The 16,076-nt window shown below is 34.3% G+C and carries 18 protein-coding genes, 1 tRNA gene and 1 pseudogene; 8 read left to right on the top strand and 12 right to left on the bottom strand.

Translation table 11 applies throughout. The features are described 5' to 3' along the window. Positions 1–28 precede the first annotated feature (28 nt). Positions 29–139: pseudogene (locus tag A9G17_RS12815) on the bottom strand (TraI domain-containing protein); the annotation flags it as partial. 260 nt (positions 140–399) lie between these two features. Then, a tRNA-Ser gene (locus A9G17_RS03860) sits at positions 400–487 on the bottom strand. A gap of 192 nt (positions 488–679) precedes the next feature. On the opposite strand from A9G17_RS03860, the gene A9G17_RS03855 reads away from it, so the two are divergent. From A9G17_RS03855 to A9G17_RS03830, 6 genes are read left to right on the top strand one after another with little or no spacing between them, the layout of a single operon-like run. Beyond that, a complete protein-coding gene (locus tag A9G17_RS03855; RefSeq protein ID WP_065737583.1) occupies positions 680–997 on the top strand; it encodes a TusE/DsrC/DsvC family sulfur relay protein in 318 nt (105 codons plus the stop codon). Between the two features lie 21 nt (positions 998–1,018). Then, positions 1,019–1,315, top strand: coding sequence for a cell division protein FtsB (gene ftsB, locus A9G17_RS03850; protein ID WP_065737582.1), 297 nt, complete (start codon positions 1,019–1,021; stop codon positions 1,313–1,315). Between the two features lie 8 nt (positions 1,316–1,323). Further along, positions 1,324–2,013 (top strand): 2-C-methyl-D-erythritol 4-phosphate cytidylyltransferase, encoded by a 690-nt coding sequence (ispD, locus tag A9G17_RS03845; RefSeq protein WP_172398264.1) that lies wholly within the window; start codon positions 1,324–1,326, stop codon positions 2,011–2,013. Positions 2,014–2,031: 18 nt separating this feature from the next. Further along, positions 2,032–2,517, top strand: a complete 486-nt coding sequence (gene ispF, locus A9G17_RS03840; RefSeq protein WP_039128040.1) for a 2-C-methyl-D-erythritol 2,4-cyclodiphosphate synthase — start codon at positions 2,032–2,034, stop codon at positions 2,515–2,517. A gap of 21 nt (positions 2,518–2,538) precedes the next feature. Next, positions 2,539–3,561, top strand: a complete 1,023-nt coding sequence (gene truD / locus A9G17_RS03835; RefSeq protein WP_065737581.1) for a tRNA pseudouridine(13) synthase TruD — start codon at positions 2,539–2,541, stop codon at positions 3,559–3,561. A gap of 5 nt (positions 3,562–3,566) precedes the next feature. Further along, positions 3,567–4,196, top strand: coding sequence for a protein-L-isoaspartate(D-aspartate) O-methyltransferase (locus tag A9G17_RS03830; protein ID WP_065737580.1), 630 nt, complete (start codon positions 3,567–3,569; stop codon positions 4,194–4,196). Between the two features lie 353 nt (positions 4,197–4,549). On the opposite strand, the gene pnuC is transcribed toward A9G17_RS03830, so the two are convergent. Both pnuC and nadR read right to left on the bottom strand, forming a co-directional pair. After that, on the bottom strand, positions 4,550–5,239 hold the full coding sequence (gene pnuC, locus A9G17_RS03825) for a nicotinamide riboside transporter PnuC (protein WP_065737579.1): 690 nt from the start codon (positions 5,237–5,239) through the stop codon (positions 4,550–4,552). 2 nt (positions 5,240–5,241) lie between these two features. Beyond that, a complete protein-coding gene (gene nadR, locus A9G17_RS03820) occupies positions 5,242–6,477 on the bottom strand; it encodes a multifunctional transcriptional regulator/nicotinamide-nucleotide adenylyltransferase/ribosylnicotinamide kinase NadR (RefSeq protein ID WP_065737578.1) in 1,236 nt (411 codons plus the stop codon). 496 nt (positions 6,478–6,973) lie between these two features. On the opposite strand from nadR, the gene A9G17_RS03815 reads away from it, so the two are divergent. Then, entirely contained in the window at positions 6,974–7,255 is a 282-nt protein-coding gene (locus A9G17_RS03815) for a DUF4139 domain-containing protein (protein WP_081301664.1), read from the top strand. Positions 7,256–7,276: 21 nt separating this feature from the next. Then, positions 7,277–9,127: an exodeoxyribonuclease V subunit alpha gene (gene recD / locus A9G17_RS03810; protein ID WP_065737576.1), complete on the top strand. Its 1,851-nt coding sequence runs from the start codon at positions 7,277–7,279 to the stop codon at positions 9,125–9,127. Between the two features lie 119 nt (positions 9,128–9,246). Here recD and A9G17_RS03805 read toward each other — a convergent pair whose 3' ends face one another. The 8 genes from A9G17_RS03805 to rlmH all read right to left on the bottom strand — a co-directional run bounded on the left by A9G17_RS03805 (position 9,247) and on the right by rlmH (position 16,073). Further along, positions 9,247–9,972 carry an amino acid ABC transporter ATP-binding protein gene (locus A9G17_RS03805; RefSeq protein ID WP_065737575.1) on the bottom strand — a complete coding sequence of 242 codons (726 nt, stop codon included), beginning with the start codon at positions 9,970–9,972 and terminating at the stop codon, positions 9,247–9,249. Further along, on the bottom strand, positions 9,969–10,670 hold the full coding sequence (locus tag A9G17_RS03800; protein ID WP_065737574.1) for an ABC transporter permease subunit: 702 nt from the start codon (positions 10,668–10,670) through the stop codon (positions 9,969–9,971). The genes A9G17_RS03805 and A9G17_RS03800 overlap by 4 nt, the downstream gene beginning before the upstream one ends. Before the next feature lies 1 nt (position 10,671). Continuing rightward, the gene (locus A9G17_RS03795) at positions 10,672–11,406 is read right to left on the bottom strand and encodes an amino acid ABC transporter permease (protein ID WP_065737573.1); all 735 of its coding nucleotides are present in this window, start codon (positions 11,404–11,406) and stop codon (positions 10,672–10,674) included. Positions 11,407–11,486: 80 nt separating this feature from the next. Further along, positions 11,487–12,395 (bottom strand): glutamate/aspartate ABC transporter substrate-binding protein, encoded by a 909-nt coding sequence (locus A9G17_RS03790; RefSeq protein WP_065737572.1) that lies wholly within the window; start codon positions 12,393–12,395, stop codon positions 11,487–11,489. Between the two features lie 227 nt (positions 12,396–12,622). Next, entirely contained in the window at positions 12,623–14,164 is a 1,542-nt protein-coding gene (gene lnt, locus A9G17_RS03785) for an apolipoprotein N-acyltransferase (RefSeq protein ID WP_065737571.1), read from the bottom strand. A gap of 1 nt (position 14,165) precedes the next feature. Beyond that, positions 14,166–15,029, bottom strand: a complete 864-nt coding sequence (gene corC, locus A9G17_RS03780; protein WP_065737570.1) for a CNNM family magnesium/cobalt transport protein CorC — start codon at positions 15,027–15,029, stop codon at positions 14,166–14,168. An 82-nt stretch (positions 15,030–15,111) separates the two neighbouring features. Further along, the gene (gene ybeY, locus A9G17_RS03775; protein WP_065737569.1) at positions 15,112–15,579 is read right to left on the bottom strand and encodes an rRNA maturation RNase YbeY; all 468 of its coding nucleotides are present in this window, start codon (positions 15,577–15,579) and stop codon (positions 15,112–15,114) included. A 23-nt stretch (positions 15,580–15,602) separates the two neighbouring features. Next, the gene (rlmH, locus tag A9G17_RS03770; protein WP_065737568.1) at positions 15,603–16,073 is read right to left on the bottom strand and encodes a 23S rRNA (pseudouridine(1915)-N(3))-methyltransferase RlmH; all 471 of its coding nucleotides are present in this window, start codon (positions 16,071–16,073) and stop codon (positions 15,603–15,605) included. Positions 16,074–16,076: the final 3 nt, after the last annotated feature.

Here is a 16,076-nt window from a genome sequence, read left to right as displayed (position 1 = left end):
CTGACTATCATTCTTTGACAGATTGATTCAATGCATATGCCATGATTTCTAGTCCATTTTCAAGAATTCCCCCCAAATACACATGATGATGACTCTTTGAAGCAGGAAATTGTTGAACTAATTCGGCATAACGTTCAATTAGCCTTGCCATGAATAATTCCCCAACATTTTTTTAATGCATTGAATTATGTAGAACGAGATAGGCGCATTTAATAAAAAATACAAAATAGTTCGATTATTTTTCATTGGACGTTCTAAGCGTGAATTGAAATGGATTACTCTGGATGAGTATGGAATGAATAATAAAAATGAAAGCAAAAAAAAATTCACTTAAACCCTTTATGACAAAGGTCAAAATGAATTTCTCTGGATTGCTGTGGAACTCGCCACAAAAATAAATGGCGGAAGCGCAGAGATTCGAACTCTGGGAGGGTCGCCCCTCGCCGGTTTTCAAGACCGGTGCTTTCAACCGCTCAGCCACACTTCCGCAATGGCTGTGCATATTAAAGTAGACTTACTTATTTGTAAATAGGTATTTTAAATTTTTTGATTGTTTGCTTTAATTTTCATCAAATCTAGCCATAATTAGTGTAAATATGGCGCTTTCACTATCAAAATAGTGTTGGAATTTATTTTAACGGGTATAATATGGCACAAATAAAAATGCGTGTTTACAAAAATGTTAGAGCTAATACAAACTGATGATAATGGTTATTTAAAAAATTGGCAGGATTGGACTGTTGATTTGGTTCCTTTATTGGCAAAAAAGGAGTCTATTGAATTAACTGATGCACATTGGGAAGTGATTTTATTTGTCCGTGATTTTTATTTAGAGTATAAGACATCGCCAGCGATTAGAGCGTTAGTTAAAGCGATGGAAAAAAAATTTGGTTTAGAAAAGGGTAATAGTCGTTATTTATATAAATTATTTCCTGATGGCCCTGCTAAACAAGCAACTAAACTTGCAGGCTTACCAAAACCTGTTAAATGTATCTAAATAAGCGAATAGAATAATCTCATGATTAGATGGAAATTGCCTTTAATTTTACTTTTTGTGCTTGGTTATCTGCAATACTCGCTATGGTATGGCAAAAATAATATTTATGATTACCAAGATAATCTACAAGTGTTGGCTGATCTTCATGAGCAAAATGCACGATTAAAAGATCGTAATGAACAGATGTTTGCCGAGATTAATAGTTTGCAGCAAGGTTCTGAAGCGATAGAAGAGCGTGCGCGCAACCATTTAGGTATGGTAAAACCGAATGAATATTTCTATCGAATTATTAAAGATCCTAACCCGCAATCTCAATAAGGCGTAACGTGAATAATACCAATAATATTGTCGCAATTGTTCCAGCAGCTGGCATCGGTTGCCGTATGAATAATCAAATACCAAAACAATATTTGAAAATTGGCTCCATGACGGTCATTGAGCACACTTTAAATAAGCTATTATCTCATCCTAAAATTACACAGGTGATTGTCGTTATTAATCGTGAAGATGTAATATTTAAAACGCTTGCAATTGCTTTGCATGATAAGATAAAAGTCACTATAGGCGGAGAAACCCGTGCCGAGTCGGTATTAGCGGGTTTGCATTTATTAAATGATAATCAATGGGCGCTGGTTCATGACGCAGCAAGACCTTGTGTTTGCCATGATGATATAACACAATTAATTGATATTGTACTCAATGCACAACAAGGCGGTATTTTAGCTACTCGCGTCAGCGATACCATAAAGCGTGCTTATCAAAATAATGATAATATTATTGAATGCTCCGAAGATAGAAATTATTTATGGGCAGCAGCAACGCCACAGTTATTTAAAGCAAATGAGCTAAAATCATGTTTGCAGCAGGCTTTAGATAATCATATGACAATTACTGACGAAGCTTCTGCCATTGAATATTGTGGTGGGCATCCATTATTGGTTGAATGTCGCCGCGATAATATCAAAATTACTCGACCTGAAGACTTAGCGTTGGCCACTTTTTATTTAACTACATAAATGATTATAGGTAGAATTATGCGAATAGGTCATGGATTTGATGTTCATAAATTTGGAGGGGAAGGCCCCATAACGCTTGGAGGAGTGAAAATTCCTTATCAATATGGTCTGGTTGCCCATTCCGATGGGGATGTGGTATTACATGCCATAACTGATGCGTTAATTGGTGCATTAGCGTTAGGAGATATTGGTAAACTTTTTCCTGATAACGATCCTCAGTATAAAGGAATTGATAGCCGAATATTATTAAGAAAAGTTTATAGCATTATTCAAAACAAAGGTTATGAACTTGTTAATTTAGATACGACTATTATTGCTCAAGAGCCTAAAATGCGTGGGCATGTCGATCAAATGCGAGTTAATATTGCTGAAGATCTTAATGTTCACTTTGATCAAATTAGTGTCAAAGCAACCACTACAGAACAATTAGGTTTTACCGGGCGTAAAGAGGGTATAGCCTGTGAAGCAGTCGTATTACTTACTAAAATAGCTAAAGTCAATTAAATCAAAAGATAGGTAGCATTCGTGTTAACAGAACTGAATTATTTTTATGGTAAACCAACAGTAACAGGACAATATAAACAACAATATGAAGATTTTATTGTTACTGAAGATCTTGGATTTGAGCTAACCGGTGATGGTGAACACGTCTTGGTTTATCTTCAAAAACGTGATTGTAATACGATATTTGTTGCTGAGCAATTAGCTAAATATGTGGGTATTTCAGCTAAGTTAGTCAGTTATGCAGGATTAAAAGATCGCCAAGCGGTCACTTGTCAGTGGTTTAGTTTACATATGCCAGGTCAAGCAACACCTGATTTTTCGGATTTTAATTTAGACGGATGTGAAATTTTAAAGATTACACGACATAATAAAAAATTAAAAATAGGGGCTTTGAAAGGCAACTATTTTGATATTACATTGAAAATGCTAAGTGATAAATCAGGGATTGAGACTAAATTGGCGTTAATTAAAGAAAATGGGGTGCCTAATTATTTTGGCGAACAGCGTTTTGGTCGCGAACAAAATAATATCACTCAAGCTATCAAATGGGCAAATGGCGAGATTTCCGTTAAAGATCGTAAAAAACGCAGTTTTTACCTTTCAGCAGCACGTAGTGCAATTTTTAATGATATTGTCAGTCAACGAATTGCACAAAATTTGCATCGTACCGCGCTTGATGGTGATATATTACAACTTGCTGGGCGTGGAAGTTGGTTTGTTGCAAAAATAGAAGAATTGGATTTATTGCAACACCGTTTAGAAAATCGTGAAATTACGATTACTGCACCTATGCTGGGTGATTCACCACTTGGAACAATGTCTCAAACACTTGAATTTGAAAAAAATTGTTTACAAAATTGGATGACTTTTCTTGAATTATTTAAAAAAGAGCGTATTGAAACTGCAAGGCGCTCTATAGTTGTCTATCCTTTAGAACTTAACTGGCAATGGTTGAATGATAATAGTCTTACTATGCGTTTTTATTTACCGTCAGGATGTTATGCCACAAGTGTGATACGTGAATTGATAATAGGAAATGAGTAATACATATGCAAAGTTTAAAAATGCAGTCTCTAATTAAATTATTGCGTCAGCAGGGAATCAAAGATGAGCGTGTCTTAACAGCTTTTGCCTCTATACCACGAGAACATTTTATCGACGAGGCTCTATCCCATCAGGCTTATGATAACTGTTCTTTACCGATAGGGAGTGGGCAAACCATTTCACAACCTTATATCGTTGCAAAGATGACCGAGTTATTACGTTTAGAACCTAACTCAAAAGTGCTTGAAATTGGAACTGGATCTGGTTATCAAACGGCAATTTTAGCCAAATTAGTCAACCACGTTTGTTCGGTTGAAAGAATTAAAAGTTTACAATGGAATACTAAACGTCGTTTAAAACAATTAGACATTCACAACATTTCTACTCGACATGGAGATGGTTGGTTAGGATGGCCTGAACGTGGTCCATTTGATGGTATTATTGTCACTGCTGCAGCAACACAAGTGCCACAAAGTCTTTTAGATCAGTTAGCAAATAAAGGGCGCTTAGTCATCCCTGTTGGTGATGAAGAAAATCAAGTTCTACAATTAATAAAACGCAGTGGTGATGGTTTTATTGTAAAAAATGTTGAAGATGTTAAATTTGTCCCACTTATTAAAGGTGATATTGAATAACAAAGCTTTATTGATAACTTTAATGAGATCGTTAATATTTTAGATTTAATAGTTAGTGTTTTTTGACTAATCTTATATTTTTTAATAATACAAACAATTAGTTAGTAATTATAATTCGTTAGTTTTCCTTTAAATATTATCCTTCATGCCCGTGGTTACCTGTCTGTATAGCAGTGGTAAAAAAAGTGATAACTAACTATTTAATTAAAAAACTCTGATTGTTGACTAAATAAAATATTTGGATTATTAATTTTTCTAACATCAGTGAGTAAATATAGAATTATCCATGCTGCTTGCATGGATAATTTTTTACTGAAACGTATGCATTACCTGAAACTTTTTGACAAACATACTTATTGTTTTTGTTCAGAATTTCTCCACTCACAAATACCATAAATTGCATTAAATAGATAAATTAAATATTGTGCAGCAATAACGATATTATCTGTATAAATATTAAGACCAATTACCAACACATTTAATATCACCCAAAAATACCAATTGAATGAGTAACGCATCATCAACAATAATTGGGCAACAATCCCTAATCCAAAGATAAAGCAGTTAGTTATAAGTTGATAACTACTATTGTTAACTTCAAGCGATTCGGTGATGTAAATATTTAAAAATACTGCTGCAATAAGGGCGATAATGGCACATAAAAAATTACTTTCGCTCAAGGTTCTGGATTTAACATTTTTATTGTTATCTTGATTTTTTTGCCAATTAATTAAGCCATAAATGTGTGAGCCAAAATAACAAATACTTGGTAGGCCAGCACCTATATTACCATTAAGAAAGTTAGCAGAGCATTCAGCGACATTGGCTAACATGCCCATCACATTTCCCATATTTTTACGTTTGGCCAATAATATTACACAGATCAATCCACAAAAAGCGCCAATATAGGAAATGGTGTAACGAAGATTAAATTGACTAAATGGATCGGTGTATAAAAAGGCCAACGTTACACATATTATGCAAAAAAGTGGATAGAATTTGTTTCGTCCAATAAATATTATAAGTTGATTTAATTGATTCATAATTAATACTCTTCATTGTTGATAAGCTGATTGACTAAATCAATACAGCATAAATAGCGTTCTTCATAATTAGGTGAATCTATTTGAATATAGTTAATGTTATTTTTTTTTAAAATAGAGATAAGCAACTGTTGAAAGTCTTTACGCTGTTTAGGACTGCCCAAATGGCGTAAACCGTCGGCTACCCAAGGGGTATTGTTGCCAAGCAAAATAACTAGATCAAAACGGTAGTTGTTAATCATTGCCTGTAAAAATGGATGTTCCTTACCTTCATATTTTTTACAGAAAGCTTGGGTTGTGACAAAATCAGTATCAATAAATGAGACTTTATTGGCATGTTTTATTGCGAAATCAATATATTGTGCATGACCTAGCGCAATTTTATCGTAATCAGCATATTGTAATGCCCGTTCGTCTCCGCCTAATTGAGAAAAAACGTAATCTCGACCATATTCCCAAGCACTGGTAGTATTGAATACATTAGCTAATTTATTGACTAATGTTGATTTACCACTTGATTCGCCTCCTAAAATCGCCACTGTTCTAACAAAGAATGGCCTGACTTCAGTTGGAATGTATTGCCAATTTTTGAGGGGCGCTTTGCGAATTTGGGTACCACTAACTTTCATAAACTCTCTTTGAGGATCGATAAGTACCGTATTTAAATTAAATAACTCTTTGTACATGGTAACATCTTGGGGCTCGCTTGAATAAACGCATTCAGGTTTGATGCCTTTTGCTTTAAACAGTTTTTTGACGCGCTCACTCCATTGCATCCAACCATTTGGATAGGCGGGGATGCCATCTTCTTCTAATAATTCAATGTGAATATTTTTTTGATACTTAAAAGTTTGTAATAGCCAACGAATTCGATCATTGATTGTAGGTTGCCGAGACATGGCACTTTCTTCAAATAATGCCATATCACGTTCTGTATCAGAACAAAGAATCACATATAACTCATCGACTTGACTAATTGCACGTTGAATAAGGTGAATATGTCCTGTATGTAATGGATAAAATTTACCAAAAATGACACCTACTTTTTTATCTTTAGTTGGTTGTTCAATTTTCAAATATTGGTGAAGCGATTGTAATTTTTGCGCACTTGGATTTTTGATTTTATCGTTAACGAGTTGACTTAAATAACCTTTAGTCATTTGACAAGCATCGGCAACGGTTTGTAATGATAAATTCTTACGTTTAATTGTTTTTTTTAAATAATTGAAGCTATTCATAATTTTCCCTTATATTTGTTTTTTATTTTTAACAAAATATACATTTTTTTTGTTAAATGTTCAATATATAAAACTAAATTAATTTTTTATTTAACACAAAATTAAATTTTATGGAAATTTAAGCAGAAATAGCCAATACTGTTTTAAGCACAGTTATCATGGATAGATAGGGGATACAGACATAGTTATAAAATCAATATATTTAAATAATTAAAACATAAAATTATTAAAAAGGGACAGTATGAAAATTCAAAAAATAGCTCTATTAATTGCATTAGTTTCAGGTAGTGTTATTTGCCAACAATAATATCAATTTAAATAAAGTGACTCTATTTTTACAAAGTGCAGAATTACAAGGTCAAGCAAAGGTATCACTAAAGTAGCCAAAAGCCTTTTTGTCACAAAATTGGCTAAAGATACTTTGGATCTTTATTTAGGTAAAGATAAAAATATTTTAATTTCACACAATTGAAATAATAGTGAAACGTTAAAATCTTTGTCGGTAGGTAATTATCTTTCACAAAAATATGCCTACATTATTGATGTGAAAAATGGCAAGTCGATGTCAATCAATTTAGTTGTCTATGCTCAGATCCCATTTATTATCAATAAAACTGTAAAGCTTGATGATATTAAGTTTATTGGTGCAAATTATGATGAAAAAACAGGATTAGTAACATGGAAGTTTGATTTTAATCCGAATGAGACTAAAAAACTTAATTTAAGCTTCAAACTTACTTATCCAAAAGATAAAGTTGGCGATATAATGGGATTATAAGTTAATAACTGAACTCATCACATGTTAATAGAATGGTTAACACAATTTGAACAAAACAGCCAAATCAGTTTGCTCGATATTCATTTAGCTCTGTTTTTAACCAATAAAGCTGGGCTAAACGATGATATTACAGCTAAACGTTTTAGTTTTTTAGTCTTATCGCTGAGTAAAGAAGTGAGAGCAGGTCATGTCTGTCTTGAACTGACTAATTTAAATCAACAATTCATTGAACCACAATTATGGCAGGATTTGGGTTTACCAAGTGAACAAGATTGGCAAGCGGTACTTAAACAAGCCGAAAGTAAACAGGTTGTGAGTGATGGCACAAATTTATCACCCCTTATTTTTACCCAAAATAAACTCTATTTTCAGCGTATGTGGTTTGATGAAGTTAATGTTGCTCAATATTTTAATCACACAGCACTTACCCTAGAATCCAATTACTTAATTGACTTAAATGTAATTCTTAATCAGCTTTTTAGCAATAATGAAGAGTCTATCGATTGGCAAAAAATTGCTGTGGCAGTTGCATTAACCCGTAAAGTAGCCATTATTTCTGGTGGACCGGGAACAGGGAAAACCACAACGGTTGCCAAAATACTTGCTGCAATTAGGCAAACTAATCCTAAAGCTCGATTAGTTACATCCGCACCTACAGGAAAAGCGGCGTCAAGATTAACCGAATCGTTAAGTAGAGCAATTGAACAGCTTTCCTTATCACCTTTAAATATTAATACGGAAGCAGTTACCTTGCATCGCTTGTTGGGTGCCAAAGCAGATAATCGCTCATTCACGTATGATAAAGATAATCCACTTAACTTAGATGTATTAGTGATAGACGAAGCATCAATGGTAGACTTAAATATGATGGCAAGAGTAATAGATGCGTTACCATCCTCAGCACGCTTAATTTTACTTGGTGATAAAGATCAACTTTCATCGGTCGAAGCAGGTGCTGTATTTGGTGATCTCTGTGCATTTATTACTGATGGATACAGCAAATTACGAGCTAAAGAACTAAGCCAAGTGACAGGTTATGAAGTGCCAATTTCAGAGCGAACAGCCAACATTACTGACAGTATTTGCTTATTACAAAAGAGTTATCGATTTGATGAGGCATCGGGTATCGGTTTACTTGCTAATGCGGTAAAAGATGGGAAATCAGGTGTTGTTAAACAATTATTAAACAATGTTTCATTGAGTGATATTAAGTATCAGGAACTTTCATCTCAGCAAGCCTACCAAGCTGTTTTACATGATAGTGTGAATCAATATCAACATTATCTAAATGTAATAAATCAACACTGCGTTGATGGTATTGCAACGATTTTAGATAAATTTGCTCAATATCGCTTACTCTGTGCAGTGCGAGAAGGGCAGTTTGGTGTGAGTGGTTTAAATAAGCAAATCGAGTCTTTATTAGCTCAAAAAAAATTGATTCACCTTAAGAATGACGAAGCTTGGTACGTCGGTCGTCCGATTATGATTTTACGCAATAGCATTTCATTAGGACTTTATAATGGTGATATTGGAATTACTTTAAGGGCAGAGCATGACCATTCAAAATTACGAGTCTATTTTCCATTTGCTGACGGTTCGATAAAAGGGTTTTCTCCTTTCCGATTACCTGAGCATGAAACGGCTTATGCAATGACGATTCATAAGTCACAAGGTTCAGAATTTGATTATGTAAATATTATTTTGCCAACAGAATTTTCGCCATTACTTAATCGTTCATTACTTTATACAGCCATCACTCGCGCTAAAAAAACGGTTTCAATTTATGCAACTGAACAAATTCTGCAACAAGCAATAAAATCTCAAACACAAAGGCACAGTGGTTTAGTTAATTTATTACTAAATAATGGATAAAGTTATATAAATAACAGTTGGAAGGTTGATTATTTTATTGAATATAAAAAATAAAATAAAATTAAATTAAATAAACAAGAAAAGAATACAGGGCATATTGCCCTGTAATTGATATTAATTTAATGAATAATCTTAGCTAAGAAGTCTTTAGCACGATCTGATTGTGGATTAGTGAAGAATTGTTCTTTTGAGGTATCTTCAATAATTTCACCCTTATCCATAAAGATAACCCGGTGTGCAACTTTACGCGCAAAGCCCATTTCATGAGTAACTACCATCATTGTCATGCCTTCATAAGCAAGTTCAACCATTACATCAAGTACTTCATTAACCATTTCTGGATCAAGCGCTGAGGTTGGTTCGTCAAATAGCATAACAATTGGATCCATACAAAGTGCTCGAGCAATCGCAACACGTTGCTGTTGACCACCAGAAAGCTGTGCAGGGTATTTATCAGCATGAGCAAGTAAACCCACACGCTCTAATAGGTTAAGAGCTTTTTCACGAGCCTCTTCATCCGCTCGACCTAATACTTTAATTTGGGCAAGCGTTAAATTTTTTAAAATGGTTAAATGAGGGAAGAGTTCAAAATGTTGAAACACCATACCCACTTTTGATCGTAATTTCGCTAAATTAGTTGCGGGATCGGTTATTTCTGTATCTTCAATAATGATTTTACCTTGTTGTACTGGTTCTAAACCATTAACAGTTTTGATTAATGTTGATTTACCTGAACCAGAAGGTCCACAAACAACGACAACCTCACCTTTACCTACTTTTGTTGTGCAGTTTTTTAAAACTTGAAATTGTCCATACCATTTTGATATATTTTCTAAGGAGATCATCGATTTATCCCTTTCTTAAAATAATTAACTAACTGTGAAGCAGTAAAACAAATTACAAAATAACTTGCTGCTGCAAAAATAATCATTGAATATTTAACAGTACCGCCTTGAACATTACCAATTTGAGTTACACTTGCACCGAAAAGGTCAATTAAACTCATCACATAAACTAACGAGGTGTCTTGGAATAAGATAATACCTTGAGTTAGTAACAGTGGCACCATAGACCGAAATGCTTGAGGTAAGATAATTAAACGCATGGCTTGACCTTTAGTCATTCCTAAAGCATAAGCAGCATGATATTGGCCTTTGTTCACTGCATTGATACCAGCGCGAATGATTTCTGAATAATAAGCCGCTTCAAAAAGTGCAAAAGCGATCATTGCCGAAACAATACGTACATCCGCATAAGGTGGTAAATTAAATACATATTTAATAACTTGTGGCAATGCTAAATAGAACCATAACAGCACTAATAATAGAGGAATGGAACGAAATAAATTTACGTAGCATTTAGCAAAAATATTAAGCAATTTATTATTTGATAAACGCATTAACGCAAGCATAGTACCCCAAACAATACCAAAAATGACCGCATTAAGGGTGATTTTTGTTGTTAACCATAAACCACTTAATAGTAAATGATAATTATCAAATACCAATGAAGGTATATTTGCAATCCAATCAAAAAGCTGCATTTTATCCTCCATGATTCATGTTTGGTAAACGAGTATGTTTTTCAACAATACGCATAATAGTGAGTACAGCATAATTTATTAGCATAAAGGCAATCGTTACACCGCACAAAATTTCGACAATACTATTGGTTGATTCATTAATACGATCAATTTGTCCAATTAAATCTATTAACCCAATTGTTGAAGCAACAGATGAGTTTTTAATAATATTAGTCATTTCTGATGTTAATGGTGGAATAATTCGACGATAAGCATTAGGTAATAAAACGTATCTATATGCTTGACGATTGGTTAAGCCAAGTGCGATTGCTGCATATCTTTGGCCTTTAGGCAAAGTTTGAATACCCGTTCTTACTTGCTCGGCAATTCGCGCAGATGTGAACAGTCCTAAAGCAGTTGCGGCGATGATGAACGAACTAATATTTGGTGATAAACCAGATACAAACCACGTTTTTAAACTGCCTATCAGAATTTCAGGAAATAGCATATACCATAAAAACATTTGTACAAGTAACGGGATATTACGAAATAGCTGAATATAGCTTGACGCAAAATTACTTAGAAACTTGTTGTCAAGTGTTCTACAGATACCAACCAATGAACCCAGCACAAAGGCGATGATCCATGCTGTAATGGCTAATGAAACGGTCACAAAAATGCCATCTAACAGCCAATTTAAATAAATCCCATCACCATAAGGGGTGGGTTCAAAAAATAGTGTCCAATTAAAACTCATAATATATTTAATTCACTAATTTAGATTATGTACTAAATGCTACGGCATTTAGTACATGGATTAGAAAGATAAGAAAAGTATTAATCTAATGCTTTATCGTTAGGGTTTGCAAAAAGCTCAACCATTTTCGGTGAAATTTCAAGTTCCATATTTGCACCTTTTGGTGGTACTGGTTGAGTGAACCATTTGTTATAAGACTCTAATGCTTTTCCTGATTTTTGGGCTTCAGCAATGGCGTTGTCCATAAGTTGTTTAAATTGAGTGTCACCCTTTCTTAACATACAACCGTAAGATTCATAAGATAAAGGTTCACCAACAATTTTCCACTCAGCAGGATTAATTGCACGTGAACGTTCACCAGCCAATAAAGCATCATCCATTAAAAATGCAGCAGCACGACCAGTTTCAAGTGAATTAAATGCATCACCATGATCTTTTGGGGTAATGATCCGGATACCTAAATTTTCTTTATTGTTGATTTGATTTAAACGGATTTCAGAAGTAGTGCCAGCCGTCGTTACTACATTTTTGCCTTTTAAATCTTCAATACTATTGATATTACTGTCCGCTTTAACTAAAAAGCGCGTACCTACAATAAAGATGCTGTTTGAAAAACCAACTGTTTTTTGGCGTTCAAGATTGTTAGTAGTTGAACCACATTCAAAATCGTAAGTATAGTTGTTAAGGAGTTGAATACGCGTCTTAGAAGTAACTGGTAAATATTTTACTTTAAGGTCAGGTAAGTTTAACTCTTTTTTTACTGCATCTACGATTAGATTAGAATAATCTTGTGAATAGCCAATCACTTCTTGCTTATCGCCATAGTAGGAAAATGGAATAGAAGATTCACGATGACCAACAACAATAACACCACTTTCTTTAATTTTAGCTAACGTGCCAGTAAGTTCTTCAGCTAATGCCGAACCAGTCATTAGACCTAACATTGCAAGTGATAAAACTAATTTGGTTAATTTTGTCTTTTTGTTCATTCTCGTCTCCTACTGTTTAATTTGTATCATATTAAATTTATTTAATATTTTTACAAAGGGCGTATATTATAACTTATTTTTTATCATAAAAGTACTTTTTACTGTTTATTTATATATCATTGGCTCCAAATGCGCAGCTATAATTATGCTTTATAAGCAATTATTTCTGCACATGATTTTATTTGAAACTAGATATATTTAAGCAATATTTATGCCACTATCGTAAATTATGAACGTCTTTTTATAAATATGGAAATACACATTAATATCATGAACAATAAATAAGGTTTATTTCCCCATTTAGCATAAGGAGTTAGGCCAGTGGTCGGAGATAGACTGGCATTTAAAACATCGGCGGTAAATGCCGGAATCTGTTTTATGATTCTGCCTTGCTCGTTAATTATTGCGGTAATACCATTATTGGTGCTGCGAATTAATGGACGACCAAACTCTAATGCTCTAGCTTGTGCCATTTGCAAATGCTGTTTTGGACCAATGCTATCACCAAACCAAGCATCATTCGAGACAGTGAGTAAAAAATCAGTATCAGGTTTAAAGTTTTCCCATATAAGATCGGATAAAATTACTTCATAACAGATAGCTGTTGTGAATTTAAACCCTTTCATGGTTAATTGGGGCTGTTTTTCATCGCCTGCTTTCATTGAAGACATTGGAATATTAAGCAGTTCAGTAATCGGTTCTAGTAAAGATTCAAATGGTGTAAATTCACCAAATGGTACTAAATGATGTTTTTGATAACGATGAGCTGTTGGGTATTGATAGGGTTCTTTTTCGCCCAATACAATTAACGAATTATAAATATTACCTTTATTTCGATTGTCTGTCTCATTAAAACGATAATCAATAATACCAACGGCAATTTCAGAATCATTCGCTCTTGCTTGGTTATCTAAATAATATAAAAAAGGTTGTTGATTGGTTTCAAAATCTGTAATGCTGGCTTCTGACCATATTATAATTTTGTCTTTACCAAAATTTTGTTGAGTAAGTTGATAATAGGTTTCTAAAGTATTATTTAATTGTTCATTGCTCCACCTTAAAGTTTGTGGAATATTGCCCTGAATTAATGAAAAATTCGCTATACGATGATGATCAACCTCGGTCCAGTTTTTATCTTTGAATAAAATTGGTGCAATGAAGATCGTTAATAGTGCAATTATTGCACCAAGCGCGTGCTTTTGGGATTGATGTTGCTTAATTTTATATAAACTGTAAATGGCCAGTCCACATAAAAAACAAGTTAGCAAATTAACACCATCTATACCAACGATAGGAAAATAGGCTCGCAATGGGCTATCAAGTTGGCTATAACCAAGTTGTAACCAGGAAAAACCCGTTAAAATGTAACCTCGTAAAAATTCAGTACATTGCCATAAGATAGGTGCAGCTAACGCCAATTGCTTGAATGAAAATTGAGGTGCTAAACGATCTGCATTTCTAAGTAAAAAAGCAAATAACATCGGGTAAAGTGACAAATATAGGATCAGAAAGCCTAGTATCACCATTGCAATAGGTGTAGGTAGTTCCCCATATTGTTTAATACTGATATAAACCCAATGGACTCCTGAGGTAAAATAACTAATACCCCAACTCAATCCTAATAACATTGCTTGTTTTTTAGTTTTATTGGCAATAAGCCATAATAGGCCAGCAAAAGAGATAAATGCTAAAGGCCAAATATGAAAGGGTGCATAACTAAAAACAGCGATGCAACCGTAAATAAAACTTAATAGTAGATATTTGAGCATGTTATGGCAACTCTAAATTAGGCACTGTGGCATCTTCAGGAATAGTTACATGCAGTTGGATGATACGTCTTTTATCGGCTATGGTTACCTTAAATTGATAACCGTCAATGATTATACTTTCACCTCGTAAAGGTAAGCGACCAAAATGTTGCATTACCAAACCACCAATCGTATCCATTTCGTCATCACTAAAATGTGTCGCAAAAATTTCGTTAAATTCTTCTACTGGCGTGAGCGCACGTACGGTGTAAACCAAAGGAGATAAGCGACGAACATCCCGATCTTCAACTTCATCATATTCATCTTCAATATCACCTACAATGAGCTCTAAAATATCTTCAATTGTGACAAGACCTGATACTCCACCAAATTCATCAATCGCTATTGCCATATGGTAACGTTGCATACGAAACTCTTTTAACATATGATCAACACGTTTACTTTCCGGCACAATAACTGTTGGTCGTAGTATCTTTTTTAAATCGAAATCGTCAATACCTTGGCGGATAAATATGAGTAAATCTTTCGCCAGTAACACACCTTCAATGTGGTCTCTATCTTCACTAATTACAGGATAACGAGAGTGACCATGTTCAGAAATAATATCTAAGCATTGATCAAGTGAATAATTGTCTTTGATAGTAACAATTTGTGAGCGGGGGATCATAATATCGCGAATGCGTTGTTCGGCTATATCCATGACGCCTTCAATCATATCAAGTGTGTCTGGATCGATAAGTTCGTTTTCTTCAGCTTCGCGTATAACTTCAATCAGTTCTTCTTTATCTTTGGGTTCTGAATGAAATAACTGACTTAACCATAAGGCAAACCCTTTTTTGGGTCTCCGGGGATTATCATCGCTCATTTGCTTTTTCCTTTACTAATTTATTGTATTTAATTATTTTTACTTCAGTTCAGTTATCATTAATGATGATAACTGAACACAGTTATTCGTCAATCGGTTGATATGGATTATTAAATCCTAGCTGTTGCATTATATCAATTTCGATATTTTCCATTTCTTCGGCTTCTTCGTCAAGGATATGATCATATCCTAATAGATGCAAACAACCATGCACGATCATATGTGCCCAATGTGAAGTTAACGATTTATCTTGTTCTTTCGCTTCAGCTTCCACCACTTGTTTGCAAATAATCAAATCACCCAACAGTGGTACTTCAATTTCAATCGGTGATTCAAATGGAAAAGAGAGTACATTGGTGGGTTTATCTTTGTGGCGGTATGTATTATTTAACTGCTGGCTTTCTTGTTCATCCACAATTCGGATAGTGATTTCAGCATTATCCATAAATTGAGGCAAAATCACGTTTAACCATTGCGTAATTTGTTCTTCAGTTGGCAAATTTTGGTTATCGTCTGTAGCTATTTGCAAATCTAAAATAATTGCACTCATTTTACTGTGTTTACCTAATTTATTTATTCACGATGATAAGGATGGTTAGTGGTTAAGCTCCATGCTCGATAAAGGCTTTCTGCGACAATGACACGCACTAAAGGATGAGGAAGCGTAAGAGGCGACAGCGACCAGCTCTGCTGTGCTGCCGCTTTACAAGCAGGAGATAAGCCTTCAGGCCCCCCAATAAGCAAGCTCACATCACGACCATCGGTTTTCCAACGTTCTAACTGTTGTGCTAAATTATGCGTAGTATAAGGTTTACCAGGAATATCTAATGTGATAATGCAGTTGCCTTTACCGCAATTTGCTAACATTTGTTCGCCTTCTTTATCTAAAATTCGGGCAATATCTGCATTTTTAGTTCGTTTTCCAGCTGGAATTTCGATAAGTTCTAGTGGCATATCTTTAGGGAAGCGCGAACGATAATCTTCAAAAGCAGTGGTAACCCAACTTGACATTTTGTTGCCAACAGCGATAAGCTGTATCTTCACGCC

It is taken from the genome of Gilliamella sp. wkB7, assembly GCF_001693435.1.
In the GTDB taxonomy this organism is placed as follows: domain Bacteria; phylum Pseudomonadota; class Gammaproteobacteria; order Enterobacterales; family Orbaceae; genus Gilliamella; species Gilliamella apicola_N.
This window is presented reverse-complemented; position numbering and strand designations above follow the sequence as displayed.

Coding starts and splice junctions, on each gene's coding strand:
- A9G17_RS03855 (WP_065737583.1), top strand. CDS start 680: ATGTTAGAGCTAATACAAACTGATGATAATGGTTATTTAAAAAATTGG.
- A9G17_RS03805 (WP_065737575.1), bottom strand. CDS start 9,972: ATGATCTCCTTAGAAAATATATCAAAATGGTATGGACAATTTCAAGTT.
- A9G17_RS03790 (WP_065737572.1), bottom strand. CDS start 12,395: ATGAACAAAAAGACAAAATTAACCAAATTAGTTTTATCACTTGCAATG.
- recD (WP_065737576.1), top strand. CDS start 7,277: ATGTTAATAGAATGGTTAACACAATTTGAACAAAACAGCCAAATCAGT.
- A9G17_RS03830 (WP_065737580.1), top strand. CDS start 3,567: ATGCAAAGTTTAAAAATGCAGTCTCTAATTAAATTATTGCGTCAGCAG.
- corC (WP_065737570.1), bottom strand. CDS start 15,029: ATGAGCGATGATAATCCCCGGAGACCCAAAAAAGGGTTTGCCTTATGG.
- nadR (WP_065737578.1), bottom strand. CDS start 6,477: ATGAATAGCTTCAATTATTTAAAAAAAACAATTAAACGTAAGAATTTA.
- ispF (WP_039128040.1), top strand. CDS start 2,032: ATGCGAATAGGTCATGGATTTGATGTTCATAAATTTGGAGGGGAAGGC.
- A9G17_RS03795 (WP_065737573.1), bottom strand. CDS start 11,406: ATGAGTTTTAATTGGACACTATTTTTTGAACCCACCCCTTATGGTGAT.
- lnt (WP_065737571.1), bottom strand. CDS start 14,164: ATGCTCAAATATCTACTATTAAGTTTTATTTACGGTTGCATCGCTGTT.
- A9G17_RS03800 (WP_065737574.1), bottom strand. CDS start 10,670: ATGCAGCTTTTTGATTGGATTGCAAATATACCTTCATTGGTATTTGAT.
- ftsB (WP_065737582.1), top strand. CDS start 1,019: ATGATTAGATGGAAATTGCCTTTAATTTTACTTTTTGTGCTTGGTTAT.
- ybeY (WP_065737569.1), bottom strand. CDS start 15,579: ATGAGTGCAATTATTTTAGATTTGCAAATAGCTACAGACGATAACCAA.
- pnuC (WP_065737579.1), bottom strand. CDS start 5,239: ATGAATCAATTAAATCAACTTATAATATTTATTGGACGAAACAAATTC.